The organism is Streptomyces mesophilus (genome assembly GCF_040300965.1).
In the GTDB taxonomy this organism is placed as follows: Bacteria; Actinomycetota; Actinomycetes; order Streptomycetales; family Streptomycetaceae; genus Streptomyces; species Streptomyces mesophilus_A.
On sequence record NZ_JBEPEW010000043.1, the window covers coordinates 39,574 to 56,576 of the forward strand.

General features: G+C 70.2%; 14 protein-coding genes. 4 read left to right on the top strand and 10 right to left on the bottom strand.

Going from position 1 to position 17,003, the window contains the following annotated elements:
* Positions 1-139 precede the first annotated feature (139 nt).
* Both ABT367_RS17585 and ABT367_RS17590 read left to right on the top strand, forming a co-directional pair.
* A complete protein-coding gene (locus tag ABT367_RS17585; RefSeq protein ID WP_352253989.1) occupies positions 140-1,621 on the top strand; it encodes an SDR family NAD(P)-dependent oxidoreductase in 1,482 nt (493 codons plus the stop codon).
* A gap of 127 nt (positions 1,622-1,748) precedes the next feature.
* Positions 1,749-3,233: a glycosyltransferase family 39 protein gene (locus tag ABT367_RS17590; protein WP_352253990.1), complete on the top strand. Its 1,485-nt coding sequence runs from the start codon at positions 1,749-1,751 to the stop codon at positions 3,231-3,233.
* 77 nt (positions 3,234-3,310) lie between these two features.
* Here the strand turns inward: ABT367_RS17590 and ABT367_RS17595 are convergent, their stop codons facing one another.
* Both ABT367_RS17595 and ABT367_RS17600 read right to left on the bottom strand, forming a co-directional pair.
* Complete coding sequence (locus ABT367_RS17595) at positions 3,311-4,147, bottom strand: SDR family oxidoreductase (RefSeq protein WP_352253991.1); 837 nt, start codon at positions 4,145-4,147, stop codon at positions 3,311-3,313.
* Between the two features lie 72 nt (positions 4,148-4,219).
* On the bottom strand, positions 4,220-4,762 hold the full coding sequence (locus ABT367_RS17600; RefSeq protein WP_352254002.1) for an inositol oxygenase family protein: 543 nt from the start codon (positions 4,760-4,762) through the stop codon (positions 4,220-4,222).
* A 632-nt stretch (positions 4,763-5,394) separates the two neighbouring features.
* Here ABT367_RS17600 and ABT367_RS17605 point away from each other — a divergent pair.
* A complete protein-coding gene (locus tag ABT367_RS17605; RefSeq protein WP_093607003.1) occupies positions 5,395-5,574 on the top strand; it encodes a hypothetical protein in 180 nt (59 codons plus the stop codon).
* 117 nt (positions 5,575-5,691) lie between these two features.
* Here ABT367_RS17605 and ABT367_RS17610 read toward each other — a convergent pair whose 3' ends face one another.
* The 7 genes from ABT367_RS17610 to ABT367_RS17640 form a co-directional block, all read right to left on the bottom strand.
* Positions 5,692-6,534 carry an NAD-dependent epimerase/dehydratase family protein gene (locus tag ABT367_RS17610; protein ID WP_352253992.1) on the bottom strand — a complete coding sequence of 281 codons (843 nt, stop codon included), beginning with the start codon at positions 6,532-6,534 and terminating at the stop codon, positions 5,692-5,694.
* Positions 6,531-8,765, bottom strand: coding sequence for an FAD-dependent oxidoreductase (locus tag ABT367_RS17615; RefSeq protein WP_352253993.1), 2,235 nt, complete (start codon positions 8,763-8,765; stop codon positions 6,531-6,533). The genes ABT367_RS17610 and ABT367_RS17615 overlap by 4 nt, the downstream gene beginning before the upstream one ends.
* Before the next feature lie 5 nt (positions 8,766-8,770).
* On the bottom strand, positions 8,771-11,059 hold the full coding sequence (locus ABT367_RS17620) for a hypothetical protein (RefSeq protein WP_352253994.1): 2,289 nt from the start codon (positions 11,057-11,059) through the stop codon (positions 8,771-8,773).
* Positions 11,060-11,099: 40 nt separating this feature from the next.
* On the bottom strand, positions 11,100-11,978 hold the full coding sequence (locus ABT367_RS17625) for a carbohydrate ABC transporter permease (protein ID WP_352253995.1): 879 nt from the start codon (positions 11,976-11,978) through the stop codon (positions 11,100-11,102).
* On the bottom strand, positions 11,975-12,922 hold the full coding sequence (locus ABT367_RS17630) for a carbohydrate ABC transporter permease (RefSeq protein ID WP_352253996.1): 948 nt from the start codon (positions 12,920-12,922) through the stop codon (positions 11,975-11,977). The genes ABT367_RS17625 and ABT367_RS17630 overlap by 4 nt, the downstream gene beginning before the upstream one ends.
* A complete protein-coding gene (locus tag ABT367_RS17635; RefSeq protein ID WP_352253997.1) occupies positions 12,919-14,298 on the bottom strand; it encodes an ABC transporter substrate-binding protein in 1,380 nt (459 codons plus the stop codon). Before ABT367_RS17635 ends, ABT367_RS17630 begins: the two co-directional genes overlap by 4 nt.
* Before the next feature lie 80 nt (positions 14,299-14,378).
* Complete coding sequence (locus ABT367_RS17640) at positions 14,379-15,362, bottom strand: LacI family DNA-binding transcriptional regulator (protein ID WP_352253998.1); 984 nt, start codon at positions 15,360-15,362, stop codon at positions 14,379-14,381.
* Between the two features lie 217 nt (positions 15,363-15,579).
* Here ABT367_RS17640 and ABT367_RS17645 point away from each other — a divergent pair, with 217 nt between their 5' ends.
* Positions 15,580-16,722, top strand: a complete 1,143-nt coding sequence (locus ABT367_RS17645; protein WP_352253999.1) for a mandelate racemase/muconate lactonizing enzyme family protein — start codon at positions 15,580-15,582, stop codon at positions 16,720-16,722.
* Positions 16,723-16,731: 9 nt separating this feature from the next.
* Here ABT367_RS17645 and ABT367_RS17650 read toward each other — a convergent pair.
* On the bottom strand, positions 16,732-17,003 hold a 272-nt coding region (locus ABT367_RS17650), incomplete at its 5' end, for an amidase family protein (RefSeq protein WP_352254000.1).

Genomic DNA, 17,003 nt, shown 5'->3' on the forward strand with positions numbered 1-17,003 from the left:
GCTGGGAGTGACTCCGCGGATGCGGTGGGTTCCCGGAGAGGGAAGCGGTTTGGAGAGCAACGCCTCCACTCCGTAAAATCCCCCTTTTGGAATCATCATGGCGCCGGTGCGCCCCCACCCGTACGAGGAAGCAGCGGCGATGACCGTGACCAGTGACACCCCGGACAGCCAGGACTTCGGCCCCGGCATCGATCCGGAGCGGCTCGCCATCTGTCTCGCCGTGCTCGACGAGCTCGACAAGCTCGAGGTCGACCACCCCGACGCGATCAAGGTCCGCCGCGCCACCGCCGGGATCTACCGCACGGTGAAGCAGCGCCGCCGCCAGGAGCGCCGGGCCGCCAAGACCGAGCACGACCGCAAGGTCACCCACGCCACGGCCACCGGCTCCGCCGAGCGCATCGACGACGAGACCCAGGGGCTGCTGCCCAGCTCGTCCGTGGTCAGTGAGATCGCCGGGATACTGCAGCGGCCGCGTTCCTGCTACGTCTGCAAGGCGCGGTACGTCGAGGTCGACGCGTTCTACCACCAGCTGTGCCAGAAGTGCGCGGTCGAGAACCGCGCCAAGCGGGACGCCCGCGCCGATCTGACCGGCAAGCGCGCGCTGCTCACCGGCGGCCGCGCGAAGATCGGCATGTACATCGCGCTGCGGCTGCTTCGCGACGGTGCGCACACCACGATCACCACCCGCTTCCCCAAGGACGCCATCCGCCGCTTCAAGGCGATGGACGACTCCGCGGACTGGATCCACCGCCTCGAGGTCGTCGGCATCGACCTGCGCGACCCGGCGCAGGCCGTCTCGCTCGCCGACCAGGTCGCCGAGCAGGGCCCGCTCGACATCCTGATCAACAACGCCACCCAGACCGTACGCCGGCTGCCCTCCGCCTACGCCGCCCTGGTCGACGGCGAGAGTGCGCCGCTGCCCGCCGGCGAGCTGCCCCCGTACCACGTCATCGGCGCCTTCAACTCCGGTGCCGTGGACGGCATCCAGGCACTGCCCGCCGGGATCTCGGGCATGGACGCACAGCAGGTCGCCGACCTCGCGCTGGTGGGCGGTCACGCCAGCATCGAGAAGCACCGCGACGGCACCGCCATCGACGCGGGCGGGCTCGTGCCCGATGTCGTGGACACCAACACCTGGGTGCAGTCCATCGAGCAGATCTCCCCGGTGGAGCTGCTCGAGACCCAGCTGTGCAACTACACCGCGCCGTTCATCCTCATCAGCAAGCTGCGCGCCTCGATGGCAGAGGCCGCGGGCAAGGCCGCTTCGGGTCGCGCGTACGTCGTCAACGTCTCGGCGATGGAAGGGGTGTTCAACCGCGGTTACAAGGGCGCGGGACACCCCAACACCAACGCCGCCAAGGCCGCGATGAACATGGTGACGCGCACCAGCGCCGCCGAGATGTTCGAGACGGACCGCATTCTGATGACCTCCGTCGACACCGGCTGGATCACCGACGAGCGCCCGCACTACGACAAGCTCCGCCTCGCCGAGGAGGGCTTCCACGCCCCCCTCGACCTGGTCGACGGCGCGGCCCGGGTGTACGACCCGGTGGTCCGCGGCGAGGCGGGCGAGGACGTGTACGGGGTCTTCCTGAAGGATTACGCGCCCGGCAAGTGGTAGGCGCCAGGCGGTAGTCGGCCGAGCGGTACGCGGCTGCTTCTGAACTCTGGCCGAACGGCCGAGGCCCGCGCCGTGGAAACGCGCCACGCTGGGGCCCGACCCGCCGGAGCCGCAGAGAGGGAACAGCGTGAGGTTCCCTGCCCGCCTGCGCGCCGCGGGCTTGGCGCTGCCGGTCCTCGCGTTCGCGCTCGGCCTGTGGGGCAATACGGGCCCGTCCCCGTGGACGGACGAGATCGTCACCATGGACGTGGCGCGGCGCTCGTGGCCGGAGCTGTTCGCACTGCTCGGCCGGGTCGACGCCGTGCACGGCCTGCACTACGTGCTGATCCACCTGGTGGGGCAGGTGAGTTCGGTGAACGCGTTCACCGTGCGGCTCCCGTCCGCTGCGGCGGTCGCCGCGGCCGTGGCGGGGATGGTGTGGCTGGGCCGCTCGCTGGGCGGACCGCGCCTGGGCGTGTGTGCCGGGCTTGCCCTCGCGGTGGCCCCGACTGCATCCCGCTATGCGCAGGAGGGCCGGTCGTTCGCCTTCGTCATGGCAGCGGCCGTGCTGGCCACGGGAGCCTTGGTCAAGGTCCTCCTCGACGGCGTCGGCGGCGATGAAGGCGATGACGGGGCCGGCCGCCGGTGGCCTGTCACGTACGCGGTGCTGGTGGCGGTGCTCGGCTGGTTCAACGTCATGGGGCTGCTGCTGCTCGCGGCGCATGTGGTGACCATGGCGTGGATGCGTCCCGGTCGGCGCACGTTCCGGCGTGTGGCCGGCGCGCAGGTGGCGGGGCTCGTGGCCGTGGCGCCCTTGCTGATCCTCGGCCTCACCCAGCATTCCGCCGTGGGCGAGGCTCCGCCGCTCACCGCGGGAACCCCGCTGTCCTTCTTCTCCTGGCTGCTGAGCCCTGGCCAGGACACACTCCTGCCGTGGCTGAAGGTCCTGCTCCTGGGTTCGGTCCTGCTCGCCTTGACGGCTCTGCTCGTACGGCGACGTACAACCCCGCCGCTGCTCACGGCAGTCGGGCTGCCGTGGCTGGTCATGCCCCCGGTGCTGCTTGCTCTGGCGGCGTCGACGCAACCCCTGTTCGCCTACCGCTATCTGCTCTTCTGTCTGCCGGCCCTGGCGCTGTTGCTCGCCGGCGGTCTCCTCGCGCTCGCTTGGCCGGCCCGGATCGCGCTCGTCCTGGCCATGGTCGCGCCCCTGGCCTTCACCCATCGGGCGATACGCCTGGAGGAGAGCCGCGCGTGGGACACCGCGGCCGCCGTCCGGATCCTGCGCGCCCACGGCGCCTCCGGGGACGCCGTGGTGTTCACCGGTGCACGGTGCGGACTGATCTCCACCGCCTACCAAGAGGCGTTCGCGGGGGTGACCGATATCGGCCGCTCCCGCACCGCAGCCGAAACCGACGCGCTCGACGACGAGGCCGCCGACCCGGTCACCCTCGCCCGCCGCCTGGAGGGGGCATCCCGGGTCTGGCTTGTGACCTGCACTCACCTGTCGACGGCCACCGCTCGGGCAGCCGAACGGGCCGACCTCGCCACGGAACAGGAAGTACGGTTCGCCGGGCTGCGGCCGTATCGGCGCTTCCGGATCCGGGGCCTGCAGCTCACTCTCGAGACCCGCTGAAGCCCCGCCGGTCGGACGACCGCAAGGCCTGACCTGCGGACCGGGCCCGCGAGCCCGGCGTGGTCCACAATGCGGCCTCAGCCCGCGGATCCGCCGCCCGCCGCCCGCAACTGCTCATGCACCGCGTACCCCGCGGCCGATGGGGCGGCCGTGCGTACCCGCGTGCCGCCGTCCACGAGCAGGTCCGTGCCCGTCACCCAGCGTGCGGCGTCCGAGACCAGCCAGTGCACCGCCTCGGCGATGTCCTCGGGCTCGCCGATCCTGCCGAGCGGCAGTCCGTCCGCGATGCGCCGCTCGGCGCCCTCCCAGACGAAGCGGGCCATCTCGGTGCGCACCAGGCCGGGGGAGACGGCGTTCACCCGTACCCGCGGGGCGAGTTCGCCGGCGAGCTGGCGGGTGAGGTGCAGCAGGGCCGCCTTGCTCGTGCCGTACGCGCCGACGTTCGGTCCGACGCCGTGGGTGCCCTCGGTGCAGATGTTCACGACGGCCCCGCCGTGCTCGCGCATCCAGGCCCGCCACGCCAACTGCACCAGCCGGAGCGGGGCTTCGACATTCGTGGCGAAGGCCGAGGTCCAGCTGTCGGGGTCGGCGTCCATCAGCGGACCGTACGGCTGGTTCGTGGCGGCGTTGTTCACGAGGACGTCGAGACGCCCGAACGCGTCGACGGTCCGCCGTACGCAGGCCGGGAGGTGGTCGGCGTCGGCCACGTCTCCCGCGCAGCCGACGGCCCGCACGCCGGCCTTGTCCAGGTCATCGACGGCCCGCCGCACCCCGTCGGGATCCCGGCCCGTGACACACACGCCCGCACCCGCCGCCCCGAGCCGCCGGGCGACGGCGAGGCCGATCCCGCGCGTCGCGCCGGTCACCAGGGCTGCCCTGCCGTCGAGTTCGCGTTCCGCTCCTTGAGATGCCATCCGCGTACGGTGACATGACGGGGCGTCAAGAGGGAGAGCCGTGCACCCGGCAGCCGCGCGTACGAGGCCCGGTCACCCGTGCGTGCGCGGCCCCGTCGCCTGCCCGACCGCACCCGCCACCAGCTCGAGCACCGGCCGCCAGTCCTCCATGACCCCGGCGTCGAGACCGACCACCTTCCCGGCGTCGTCGGCCTGCCGCAGCGTGACGGCATCCTCCGCATACGGATGGGCCGCGAACGCCGCCGCCTCCTCGTGCGTCATCACCCCGCCCTGGGCCCGCAGCGTCAGCGCGCTCTGCTCGGACAGGGCGCGGCCGGGCTCGGTCGCGGCGAGGTAGCGCTTGGCGGGTACGTGCAGCCGGACAAGCTCGGCCACCCGGTGGCCGAGCAGCGAGCGCACGGCGGCGGCGGCGTGATCGGCGTGCGCCGCGTCGTCCCCCGGCCGCAGCAGATGACCGAGGTCGTGCACGAGCCCGGCGACCTGGAGCTCCTTGTCGGCGGGGTGGGAGCGGCGCAGCAGCGCGGCGGTCTGCAGCGCGTGGTCGTGCAGATCGACGGGATCGCCGCTGCGGTCCGGGGTGTCCCAGGCGCCCCGGCAGGCGTGCAGCAGATTCATCAGTGCGTCGATCGTGCGGATGCTCGTCGGTTCGTCGATGGTCGCTTCGTCGATCGTGCGGACGCTCGTCGGTTCGACGATGGTCGGTGCGTCGATGGTGCGGACGCTCGTCACCGTCGGCGACTCGGTGCGCGACTCCATGGCGGCTCCTTCCGGTCCACGACCGCGGGCGGGTGCGCGATGCGGCGGGTGGGGTGTGCGGTGCGGCTTGCGAGATGTGGTGTGCGGCTTATGGGCTGTGCGGTGCAGTGCCAGGAGAGCAGGCCGGGCTGACCGTGAGGCCAACACGGGCTGAACCATGCGCAGCCGAGAGCCTGATCCGGCCGGAATCGGGAACCCGTACCGACGTTTTGCGCCGTATCCCCGGGGTTGTACCAAGACTTTGCCTCCCCATAGAGCGGGGCCGCGCTCATTTGGTTACTCTGGTCGGGACGGACCGCCACAACGGGTTCCACCCACACCCTTGGGTCCGTCCTGGGGCAAGCCGGTCACCACGGTGAGTCCCGCATGAGACACCGGCGCCACCGCGACCGAACTGGCCGAGACGATGCCCCTACCGGGCGGCCGCGGCGCCCCGGACTGCGGGCGTCGCCGGTACGACCGGGGGTTACGCGACACATAAGGAGTGCGCGGTGACACCAGACAAGTCAAAGAGTGAGCAACTGGCCCCCAAGGAACGGCGCGACCGAGCCGGCCGCCGGCGCGGGGACCAGCTGGGCAGCCTCGAGGTGTGGGCGCGGTCGGCGCCGATCCGCCTCGCGGGGTACGAGGACGACCTCGCCGAGCCGCACATTCTGCCGAGCGTCGACTGAGACGGTCGACTGAGACGTACGTTCTGCCGAGCGTCAGTTGAGACGGTTCTGCCGGGCAACGTTGAGACGGTTCTGCCGGGCATCGGTTGAGACGTACGTCTTCGCAGGACCCGAGGCTTATCGAGGCACCAGGAACCGAGCCTCGAACCCCAGCAGCTCACGGGCGGCCGTGGTGTCCACCGGAGCGGTCCGGCCGGGCAGCGGCCGCCGCACCTCGGTGTCCGGGTGGTAGCGGCGCAGGAGATCTTCCGTCGCCTCATCCGCCAGGGTTTCGGGCGCGCACACATGCACGGTGTGCGCGCCCGGACCGGGCACGTCGAGCGCGAGCACCGCCGCGCGGGCCGCGTCGCGGACCTCCAGATACGTCCACAAGTCCCGTGCGCCGAGCGCGGGTTGTGCCCTGACCCGGGCCGCGTGCGCGAGCAGCCGTTCCTCGAAGCCGCCCACGAACGGGTAGCGCAGACACACCACGCCGATCCCGTGCCGACGTGCCATCATCGCGGCGGTCAGTTCGTCCGTCTGCTTGGCGAGACCGTACGGATCGGCGACCTGCGCCGGCATCCGCTCGTCCACCGGGACATACGCGGGGTGCGGATCAGGATCGGACGTCCACGGCAGCCCCGTCGCACCCCAGGAACTCGCGACCGCCGCATGCCGCACACCGGCCCGCCCGGCCTCCTCGAGCACCGTGAACGTGGCGAGGGAGTTGCCGCCGAACACCTCCTGCGGAGTGTTCCGTTCGGGCGTGGGGATCGCGGCCAGGTGGATCACCGCATCGGCGCCATCGAGCGCCGCCGCCACGGCCTTCGCGTCGCACGCGTCGCCCGTCACCACCAGGCGCGCGTCGAGATTCCCCGGGTCCTCCAGGACCAGCGCGTTCGCCTCGATCCCGCGCTCGGCGAGCAGCGTGAGCACCGCACGCCCGATCCGGCCTGCCGCCCCCGTGACCAGGACCCTCATCCCCGGGCACCTCCCGCGTACGCCCGTACGGCGATGATCCGCGCCGCAGCGGCACCGTTCGTGGACTCCACCACGACCCGCAGGGCCGCGGTCGTCACCGGGGATTCGAGGATGTGCTCGATCCGGCGCCTGCGGTTGTCCGTGGTCCGGGCCACGGCCTCCCACTCGCCGTGCGTGCCGAGCACCTCGATGCGGAAGTCCTTGACCAGCGTCGGCATCACCTCGAAGGGGGTGCGATGGTGGTGGAGGTTGATCAGGTCCTCGTTGACGTCGTCGTCGGCGATCACCTCGATCCGCGCGAGCTCGACCGGCCGGTCCCATGCGAGCCGCAGCTCAGGTGCCGTGTCCGCGGGATCCGACACCCACAGGTGCGGTCCGGCGTAGGGCCGCAGAAAACCGTCGACCGCCTTCTCGGGCAGATACGCGGCGGTCGCCCCGGTCCGCAGGCAGAAGGTCCGCCGCAGCAGTCCGGAGTCGGTCCATTCGCGCAGCGGCTGCGGGGACTCGTCCTGCGGCCGCAGCGGTACGCGGGTGAAGCAGAGCACGCCCGGCGTCGCGGCATCGGCCACGCGCAGCGAGACCCGTTCGTCGGCCCGCACGACGAGGAACGCGTTGCGCGGGGTCCCGGGCGACCAGTCGAGCCCGGTCTTCACCCACTGCCCGGCGCCGGCGGCCACCGGCACGGTGGACGTGGCGACGAGACGGCGCGGCACATAGTTCTGGCCGAGCTCCGGGTCGTACAGGTCGAAGGTCAGCTCCGTGTCGTCGCAGGCGTCGACGAGCAGCTCCACACCGGTGAGACCGGGGTCGGCGGGCAGGACGAGGCCGGCGTCGGCGGTGAGTGGCCAGGCCTCGTGTGCACCCTCAACCGTGAGTGCGGTCAGTGCACTCGAGGCCGTCACCGTGGCCTGTAGGGCCAGATCCTCGGGGTCGTCCGCGGCCGGGAGCCCGATCAGTGAGGCGTCCGCCCGCAGCAGCGTCCGTTGCAGCTCCGCGACCGGCAGCGCGCGCGGTGTCACCGCCGACGCCGCACACAGCGCGGCCGCCGTGCCCGCCGCCTGGCCCAGCGTCGCGCAGGTCGCCATCACGCGCGTCGAGCCGAACGCGACATGCGAGGCCGAGATGTTGCGGCCCGCGAACAGCAGGTTCGTGGTGTTCACCGAGTAGAGGCTGCGATACGGGATGTGGTAGATCCCGTCCGCGTAGCGCTGTTTGGCGCCCGCCTCCGTGGCGTACATGCCCTGCGGCGGATGCAGATCGATGGACCAGCCGCCGAACGCCACCCGGTCGGCGAACTCTCTCTGGCCGAGGATGTCGCCCTGGTGCAGCACATAGTCGCCGAGGAAACGCCGGTACTCGCGCTTGCCGGGGAGTGAACCCACCCACTCCAGGGTCATGTTCGCCGCGTCGAACTCGCCGGAGTTCTTGATGTGGTCCCAGATTCCGTAGATCACCGACCAGAGTTCGTCGCGGATGCGCTCGTTGTCGTGCACGGTGTCCAGCTCGCCGCCGAACTCGATCCACCAGTACGCGCACCCGTTGTCACCGGCCTTGATGATGCGGCGCTGCGGGATCGAGGTCTGCGCGATGTCCTTCGCGAAGGCCGGGGGAACGTACCGCACGGGGTGCCCGGCGTCCTTCGTGTAGAAGAGGAGCGTCGAGCCGAGCGTGATGTCGTCGGCGGCCTCCGGCGCCCACGGCTCGTCGTAGTCGGCTCGGGCCTCGCGGCCGATGCGATGATGGGCCCCGGCCAGATGGCCGACGAGGCCGTCGCCGGTGCAGTCGAGGAACAGGTCGCTCTCGAAGCGGATCAGCCGTTCGGAGCCCATCATCCAGCCGGTGACGGCGGTGATGCGCCGCTCGTCGTCGGGTCCGTCGGCGTCCACCTCGCGTACGTCGGTGTTGAGGTAGAGCGAGAGGGTCGGCTCGGCGCGCACGAAGTCCAGGATCAGGGCGTCCCAGAAGTACGGATTGCCGTCCGGGTTGCGGTACTGGTTCTCCACGAACAGCTCGCCCATGATGCCGCCCTCGCGGGCGAAGTGGTTCTTGCCGTGCCCGGTCGCGCCGCACACCCACACCCGGACCTCGCTGCTCGAATTGCCGCCGAGCACCGGCCTGTTGGTGACCAGGGCGACGTGCCGGCCCAGGCGTGCCGCGGCGATCGCCGCGCACACCCCGGCCAGGCCGCCGCCGACGACGGTGATGTCGTGCCGAACCGTCTCGCTCTGCATGATCCTTACTTCCAGTCGGGGTTGGCCGCGAGGCCGTAGTAGATCCGCGGGGCACCGTCGAGCGTGAGCCTCACCTTGCCGGCGGCGGCGGTCAGCGTCCGTTCCTGGCCGATGCAGTTGAGCTCGCGCACCGTGCCGGCGACCGTCGCGGAGTGGGCGATCACGTCGGTCTTGGTCGGCCACGGGTCGAGCCAGGGCTCGGGGGTGGCGTAGAAGGGGTCCTCGCCGTGGTCGGTGTTGAGGAGGTAGCCGTCCTTTCGGGACCACAGGATCGACACCGGGCCGCCGGGCGTGCTGAAGAGCAGCCCCTTCACGTCCGGGTCGGCGAAGGCCAACTTCCGTACGAATTCGGCCTGGTCGAGTACCCGGGCCGCCGTCGCGTAGGCGAGCAGCGAGGGCTTGGCGCTGGTGTCCCGGTTGAGCAGGCCGTAGTGGTACTCGGGGTTGGCGGGGTCGGCCTCCTGCGGGTGGTGGATGGTCGAGTCGTGCAGCTGGTACCAGTTGACGCCCCGCACCCCCTCCGCCTTGCACAGCGCCAGGGTGAGCAGGGTGTTCTCGGCGGCGTGCCGATAGGTGTCGGACCACCAGGCGTTGGGCTTGGTCGGCGCGTACGCCTCGGTGAGCCACAGCTCCTTCTCGCCGTACTCCGCGATGACCTGCTTGGCCTTGAGCAGGGCGCCGAGGAAGTTCCAGTACGAACCGGCAGGGCCCTGTTCCCACTCCTCGGGCGGTGGTGCGTGGTCGGCGGTGAAGTTGCCGCGGCCCGGGTGGAACGCGAAGGCGTCGATGAGGTCCCAGCCGCCCGCGTCATGGAAGTTCTTCGTCCAGACGTAGTCCATGCCGCCGAGCCCGGCGTTCATGACCTTCATCGTCGAACCGGCCGCCTCCAGACGGTCGGTGACCTGCTTGAGGCCGTCGCGTACATAGAGGTCGGCGCCGCGGCCCGACATCCACGGCTGGTTGACCTCGTTGCTGACCTCGAAGTACGCGGCCTTCGCGTCCAGCGCCTTGGCGACGTTCGTGTCGGCCCAGGCCGCGATCTGCTCCGGGGTGCCGCCGACGGGGATGCCGCTCAACTCCACGTTGTGCGCTATGCCGTTGGCGTCGAGCGTCGCGATATCGATTCCGGGCGCACCCGCGTACGCGATCCGGATCCACTTCATGCCGAGCGTCTTGAGCAGCCCCAGGACCGCGTCCTTGCTCGGCTTGAGCAGCCAGGGATAGTTGGCGAGCCCGAACATCGACTCCGTGCCCGCCTTGTACGCGAAGTCCGGCAGCACGGACAGGTTCGTACGGGCCAGCGCCCTGTCGCTGCCGCTGACGGCCGACACCTCGGTGAAGACGATGCCCTGCGAGGGGGAGGTGACGGGGAACGCGGCGTCCCAGGAGGCGCCCGTCGCAAGGGACTTGGTGAGCGTTCCGCCCGCCAGCTTCTTCCCGGCGAAGTCCCGCGCCCACCACGTGAGCGTGACCGGTTTGGTGGCCGTCGACCCGTTCACGACCTGCGCCTTGAGCGTCATCGTCTGCCCGGCAGCCTTGAAGAGACCGAACGGCTGCTCCGACCAGACCTCCACCCCCAGCACCCGACCCGCGGCGATGGTGCCCGCCGCGCGCGGCCGCAGATCGCCCAGTACGAAGTCCGCCTCCGTGACGGCGGCGGAGGTGCCGGTCGCAGTGCCGGGGGAGTGGATCCAAGTGGCGTTCGTGTACGAGGGATTGGAACTCGGCAGGCAGAACGAGCCCTTGGTGTCGCCCCAGGTCGCCGTGTACGCGCGGCCCGCGTTCACCTCGTACGGGATACCGCCCCGCGCGTCGCGCTCCCACAGGGTCAGCGCCTCATAGGACTCGGGTGCGCTCGGGGTGAGCACCGTACGCGCGAACATGAAACCGGTCGGCGTGAGTGTGGACGAGCCGCTCACCTCCCACTTCAGATGCGCGCGCCGGGCCGTCACGTCGAACGTGCCGCGCACGGTCACCCCGGGTGCGCCACTGCCCATCGCATACGTGACCCGCAGCGCGGACCGCCCGTCCGGCAACGTGACCAGCGCCGGGGTGCCTCCGAAGGTGCGCTGCTGCCCGAGCGCCGAGTCCTTGATCATGAAGTGGCTCAGCTCGACCCGGCCGGTGCCGGCTCCGTCCTGGATGAGCACGGATCCGTCGGTGCGGCCGATCAGCTTGATGCCGTCGGCGTCGATGGTGACCTGCTCGGCGGCGTGCGCGAGCGACACGGGCAGCAGCGTCGCGCCGGTGGCGGCGGCCGAGCCCTGGAGGAATCTGCGGCGGGCGACTGACATGGAGGTGCCTTTCTCTTGTTCAGGAAAGGAGTGGAGAGGCTCAGCCCTTGACGCCGGTGAAGCCGAGACCGGCGACGATGTACTTCTGGCAGACCACGAAGACAAGGACCGGCGGTGCGACGGCCAGCACCATCGCGGCGATCAGCTGGTCCTGCGGTGCCTGCGTGGCGAGCTGGTGGAGCGCGACACTGATCGGCTGCTTTTCCGGGTCGGTGATCGCGACCAGCGGCCAGATGAAGTCCTTCCAGCTGTGCATCACGGCGAGCAGGGAGATCACCGCGAGCACCGGCCGGCTCATCGGCAGCACGATCCGGGTGAGCAGCTGCCAGGTGTTCGCGCCGTCCACGCGGGCCGCGTCGAACAGCTCCTTCGGCAGCGCGTCGAAGAACTGCTTGGCGAGCAGCACCGTGAAGGCGTTGGTTCCGGCCGGCAGCCAGATCGCCCAGTAGGTGTCGCCGAGGTTGAGATGCAGGAACGGCACGTCGATGACGGTCATGAACAGGCTGACCATGTTCACCGTGTACGGCACGAACATCGTGGCCAGGATCGCCCCGTAGATCACCGTGCCGAACTTCGGGCGGAGCACCGACAGCGCGAACCCGGCGGTGGCCGAGATGAACAGCTGCACGAACCATGAACCGCCCACCACGGCGAAGGTGTTCGCCAGATAGCGGCCCACGCTCAGATCCGTGTACGCCGTGGAGAAGTTCCCGAGCAGCGGCTTGTCCGGCCAGAGCGCGAGGGGCTGTGTGGTCAGCTCGGTGGGCGGTGACACCGCGCCCTTGACCATCCAGTAGAGCGGTCCGATCCCGATGAGGAGCAGCAGGATCAGCGTGCCGATCTGGATGCTGCGCACGGCGGCCCGTACACCCGGGCGCTGTCGGTCGTTGGTCGATACGAAGGTGGTGAGCGTGGTCATGACTTGCTCCAGCTGCGGGTGGCCCGCAGATACACCGCCGACAAGGCGGCCAGGGCGAGCACCATCAGGAAGGAGAGCGCGGCCGCCTGGCCGTAGGCGCCGTCCTGGAAGGCGTAACGGAAGATGAGCAGGAGCACGGTCAGCGTGGCGTTCTCGGGTCCGCCGCCGGTGAAGACGTACGGCTCGGTGAAGACCTGCACCGTGTTGATCAGCTGGACCAGCAGCAACAGGCCGATGACAGGCCGCAGTTGGGGGAGCATGACGTGCCAGATGCGCCGCCAGATCCCCGCGCCGTCCACCTCGGCCGCCTCGTACAGCTCGCCGGGGACGGAGACCATCGCGGCCAGGTAGATGAGGACCGCGCCGCCCATGCCCGCCCAGGTCGCCTCCAGGACCAGCGACAGCATCGCGCTGTCGGAGGACTCGAGCCAGGAGTACGGGCCCAGGCCGATCTTGCCGAGTGCGTTGTTGAACAGGCCGGCCCCGGGGTCGTAGAACCACTTCCACAGCAGGATCGCCACCACCGGCGGAATGACCACCGGCAGATACACCAGGAAGCGGTAGACCCCGGCGCCGCGCCGCACGGTCGACATGACGGCTGCCAGGATCAGCGGCGCCGGGAAGCCGATCAGCAGCCCGAGCCCCACGAAGAACAAGGTGTTGCCGACTGCCGTGCCGAGCAGCGGATCGTCGAACAGGGCACGGAAGTTGTCCAGACCGACCCAGACCGCGGGATCGACGAGATTCGTCTGCTGGAAGCTGATCAGGAGACTGCGCACGATCGGCCACCAGGCGAAGAGCCCGAAGACGACCAGGGTCGGCAGCAGGAACAGCCAGGCGGTGAGCTGCCGGCGGGCACCTCCCGTGCCGGACTTCCGCTTGCGCGGCGTGGGCGTGGCCTGCTTGGAGACCACCGCCCGCCGCTCCTCGGTCAGCACACTCACTTCTGGTCCGCGGCGAGCTTGGCGTTGACGTCCTTCTCGGCCGACGCGAGCAGCGCGTCGACATCCGCGTCCTTCTTGGTGAGCACCGCCTGCACCACCGAGTCGAGCGCCGTGTACAAGGTCTGTGCCTGGTAGGGCGGTTCGGGCTTGAGCTCCAGCTTCGACAGGCCGTCCGTGTAGGGCCTGAAGTGCTCCAGCTTCACGTTCACATACGGCTTGATCGCGGTGTTGATCTCCTGCTGCCGCTTCTCGTCGAAGACCGGCAGCGTGGGCACACCCACCGCCGACTTCGGGTCCGCGGACAGGGTCTTGGCCTGGGCGGCCGCGACCTCGGTGCTGTACTGCGGCTTGGCGTAGGCGAAGGTCAGCCACTTCACGGCGGCCTCGGCATGCTTGTTGTCCGCGGACTTCGGGACCATGTAGATGTCGCCGCCGGTCAGCGTCGCATTGCCGCCGGACTGGGGCATCGGGGCGGCACCGAACGCGTCGGTGTCCTCCATGCCGAACTGCATCTTCGCCAGACGGTAGGTGCCGGGGCTGCCCATGAACATGCCGATCTGGCCGGCCGAGAAGGCCTTGATGACGTCGTTCTGGTTGTTCAGCATGTTCTTGCCGAGCGACTCGTCCTTCCAGCGCATGTCCTTGAGGAGCCGCAGCGCCTTCTTGGTCGGTTCGCCCGTGAGCGTCGCGGTGTACTTGCCGCCCCGCTCCGTCTGGAGCTCGCCCCCGAAGGCGTACGACAGCATCGCGAGCTGCCAGCCGCCCTGGTTGTCCTTGGACTCGTGCACGAAGCCCGCCTTGCCGGTCTTCTCGCTGATCGCCTTCGCGGCCGCGCGGACCTCGTCCCAGGTCGCCGGCGGCTTGTCCGGGTCGAGGCCGGCCTTCTCGAACAGGTCGCGGTTGTAGACCAGACCCTGCGCGTACGGGTTCTGCGGCACCCCGTACACCTCGCCGCCGCTGTCGCTCAGCGGCTCCAGGACCTGCGGGTTGAACTCCTTGAAGTGGTCCCACTCCTTCAGCTGCCCGGTGATCGGCTGGACCTGCTTCTGCTGGATGAGGCGCTGCGGCTCGGTCAGCGGGACCTTGATGACGTCCTCGACACTGCCGCCCGAGAGCTTCGCGGAGAACGTCAGCGGGTCGAAGACGGTCGTCGAACCCTTGACCTTGATGCCCGGATTGGCCTTCTCGAAGTCGGCGACCTGCTGCTTGAACAGCTTCAGGCCCGGCTTGTCGGTGGCCGGCGGCATGCCCTGCACCCGCAGCACCAGATCCCCGTCCGCGCCGGCCTTGCCCGGCGTCAGGGAGGAACAGCCCGCGAGGGCGAGGGTCACGGCTATGCAGCCGAGTGCGGCCGCACGACGGGAGATTGTGGACATGGCGACTCCATGAAGGGCGAAAAAGGGCAGGGGAGGGTGCGGTACGGGGTCCTCGAGCTGTGGCCTTGCGGTACGGCGGGTCAGCCGACCGGCGCCGGCCCCGTCGACGCGCGGGGGATGAGCCGGGAGCCGATCTCCACGCAGGGGGCAGGACCGTCCGTGTGCCGGCCGTTGATGGTCTCGATGAGCAGATCGCCGGCGCGCGTCGCGATCTCCTCGGGGTCGATACGGATGGTGGTGAGGCTCGGTGTCGACACCGAGGCGAGGAGGGTGTCGTCGATCCCGATGACGCTGACGTCCCCTGGCACGCTCACCCCCAGGTTCGCCATCTGGTGCAGCACACCCAGGGCGACCAGGTCGTTGTGCGCGATCACTGCCGTCGCCTCGTGGGCGGCGACCAGCGTCGCGGCATGTACGCCGGTCTCGAACCGCGGCTCGTACGGTCCGAGTTCGACCAGGGAGAGATCGAGCGCCTCGAACGACTCCTGGATGGACTTGCCGCGTCGCAGCTCGGCCCGGGAGGCGTTGATGAACACACAGCGCCGGTGGCCGTAGGCGCGCAGCAGTTCGGCGGCCTGGGCGATCCCGGCGGACAGCGAGATACGCACCTCCGCGACGCCCTCCACCTGGCGGTTCACGACCACCAGCGGCATCTGGGCGGCGAGCTCGCGCAGCTTGTCCTCAGTGAGGGTCGACGCCCACAGGATCAGCCCGTCGACCCGCTTCGACACGGCCGCGATGGTCTCCAGCTCATCGGCCTCGCGCTCGTCGCTGTCCGCGACCAGAACGGTGTACCCGAGACGTCGGGCGCGCGCCTGGACCGCCTTGACGATCGGCGGGAAGAACGGGTTGGCGATATCCGGGACGATCAGGCCGAGTGTGCCCGTACCGCCGCCGCGCAGACTGCGCGCCGCCGGGTTCGGCGCGTAGCCGAGCTTGGCGGCGGCGTCCAGGATGCGCTGCCGCGTGGCCGGCTGCACCTGCTCGGGCGAGGTGAAGGCCCGCGACACGGTGGACACCGAAACGCCCGCCGCGCTCGCCACTTCCCTGATGGTGACCGCCACTTGAGGTCCTCCCGAGCCGGTGTTGCCTGGCTGATTCCTGACTGACCTGACGGATGCTTGCGAACGTTCCCGGGCGTGTCAAGAGTGTGAACTCGATGAAAATTCCCTGCACTGCGGGGACTTGCGCGATCGCCCGACCGCTGCCGATGATGCGTTCTCATCAACTCCCATGATTTTGCGGGAACGTTTTCATCACGCGCCGAGCGCAAGGAGTGGCATGAAGATCACCGGCCTGGAAGTGCTGACTCTCCCCGACCACGGGGACAGCATGATGCTCGTCGTCGTCGACACCGACGAGGGCGTGCACGGTCTGGGCGAGGTCGGCATCCGCTCACGTCAGCGCGCGGTCGCCGGCGCCCTCGAGCATCTGGCCGAGCTGATCGTGGGCGAGGACCCGCGGCGGATCGAGCACCTGTGGCAGGTGATGTTCCGGCGCGGCTTCTTCCCCGCCGACCGGATACTCGGCGCCGCGATCGCCGCGGTGGACGTGGCCCTGTGGGACATCCGCGGCAAGGCACTCGGCGTACCGGTGCACGAGCTGCTCGGCGGCCGGGTGCGCGACCACGTACCGGCGTATGTGCATGTCGGCGACGGGTACCACGACCGGCCCCGATTCCTGGACCGCTGCCGGGAGTTGGTGGCCGAGGGCTGGCGGCATCTGCGGTTCGCGTCGCCGCACGACGCCGACGACGTGCTGGACGCGCGCCGCTGTCTGCGGGATTCCGTCGCGCTCTTCCACGAGGTACGGGAGACCGTCGGCGACGACGTCGAGCTGATCCTCGACGTGCACACCCGGCTCGACCCGCCCGAGGCGCTCACCCTCTGCCGGGAGATCGAGGCGGCCCGCCCGTACTTCGTCGAGGACCCGCTGCGCTGCGAGAACCCCGAGAGCTACCGGATGCTGCGCTCACGCACCGGCGTACCGCTCGCGGCCGGTGAACAGTACGGCTCCAAATGGGAGTTCAGGAGCCTCATCGAGGGCGACCTGATCGACTACGCACGGGTCGACATCGGAGTCGCCGCGGGGCTCACCGAGGCGAAGAAGATCGCCGCCATGGCCGAGACCCACCACATCAAGCTGGCCACGCACAATCCGCTCGGCCCCGTCACCGCCGCCTCCTCGCTGCAGCTCAACCTGGCCTGCCCGAACGTGGCGATCCAGGAGCACCAGACCGACCCCGAGCCCGAGATCGCCGCGCTCTTCACCCACCGGCCGACGGTACGGGCCGGCCGGATCGAGCGCAGTGAACTGCCGGGCATCGGCGTGGACATCGACCGTGAACAGGCCCGCGGCTACCAGGCGTTCACGACGGAACGGCCCCATCTGCGCACGGCGGACGGGGCGTTCACGAACTGGTAGCAGACCGCCTCAAGGGGTCGGCGCGTGCCGCCGCCAGGGGCGCAGGGACTCCAACGTCCCGGCCAGGTCCAGGAGTTCGTCCTCCCTGTGCGGCGCCGCCACCAGCTGCACCGCGCAGGGCAGCCCCGAGGAAAGAGCGCCGAACGGGACCGAGAGCGCGGGCCAGCCCGTGAGGTTCCATACCGGAGTGAGCGGCGAATAGCGGGTGTTGGCACTGATGTTGCGCAGCCAGCCCCGCTCGTGCCACGCCGCCGCGGCCGGACCGCGGCGGGCGAGCGCCG

Bases quoted from the DNA above. Each gene is read 5' to 3' on its own strand.
- ABT367_RS17585 (WP_352253989.1), top strand. From the start codon at position 140: ATGACCGTGACCAGTGACACCCCGGACAGCCAGGACTTCGGCCCCGGC.
- ABT367_RS17595 (WP_352253991.1), bottom strand. From the start codon at position 4,147: ATGGCATCTCAAGGAGCGGAACGCGAACTCGACGGCAGGGCAGCCCTG.
- ABT367_RS17600 (WP_352254002.1), bottom strand. From the start codon at position 4,762: ATGAATCTGCTGCACGCCTGCCGGGGCGCCTGGGACACCCCGGACCGC.
- ABT367_RS17610 (WP_352253992.1), bottom strand. From the start codon at position 6,534: ATGAGGGTCCTGGTCACGGGGGCGGCAGGCCGGATCGGGCGTGCGGTG.
- ABT367_RS17615 (WP_352253993.1), bottom strand. From the start codon at position 8,765: ATGCAGAGCGAGACGGTTCGGCACGACATCACCGTCGTCGGCGGCGGC.
- ABT367_RS17620 (WP_352253994.1), bottom strand. From the start codon at position 11,059: ATGTCAGTCGCCCGCCGCAGATTCCTCCAGGGCTCGGCCGCCGCCACC.
- ABT367_RS17625 (WP_352253995.1), bottom strand. From the start codon at position 11,978: ATGACCACGCTCACCACCTTCGTATCGACCAACGACCGACAGCGCCCG.
- ABT367_RS17635 (WP_352253997.1), bottom strand. From the start codon at position 14,298: ATGTCCACAATCTCCCGTCGTGCGGCCGCACTCGGCTGCATAGCCGTG.
- ABT367_RS17645 (WP_352253999.1), top strand. From the start codon at position 15,580: ATGAAGATCACCGGCCTGGAAGTGCTGACTCTCCCCGACCACGGGGAC.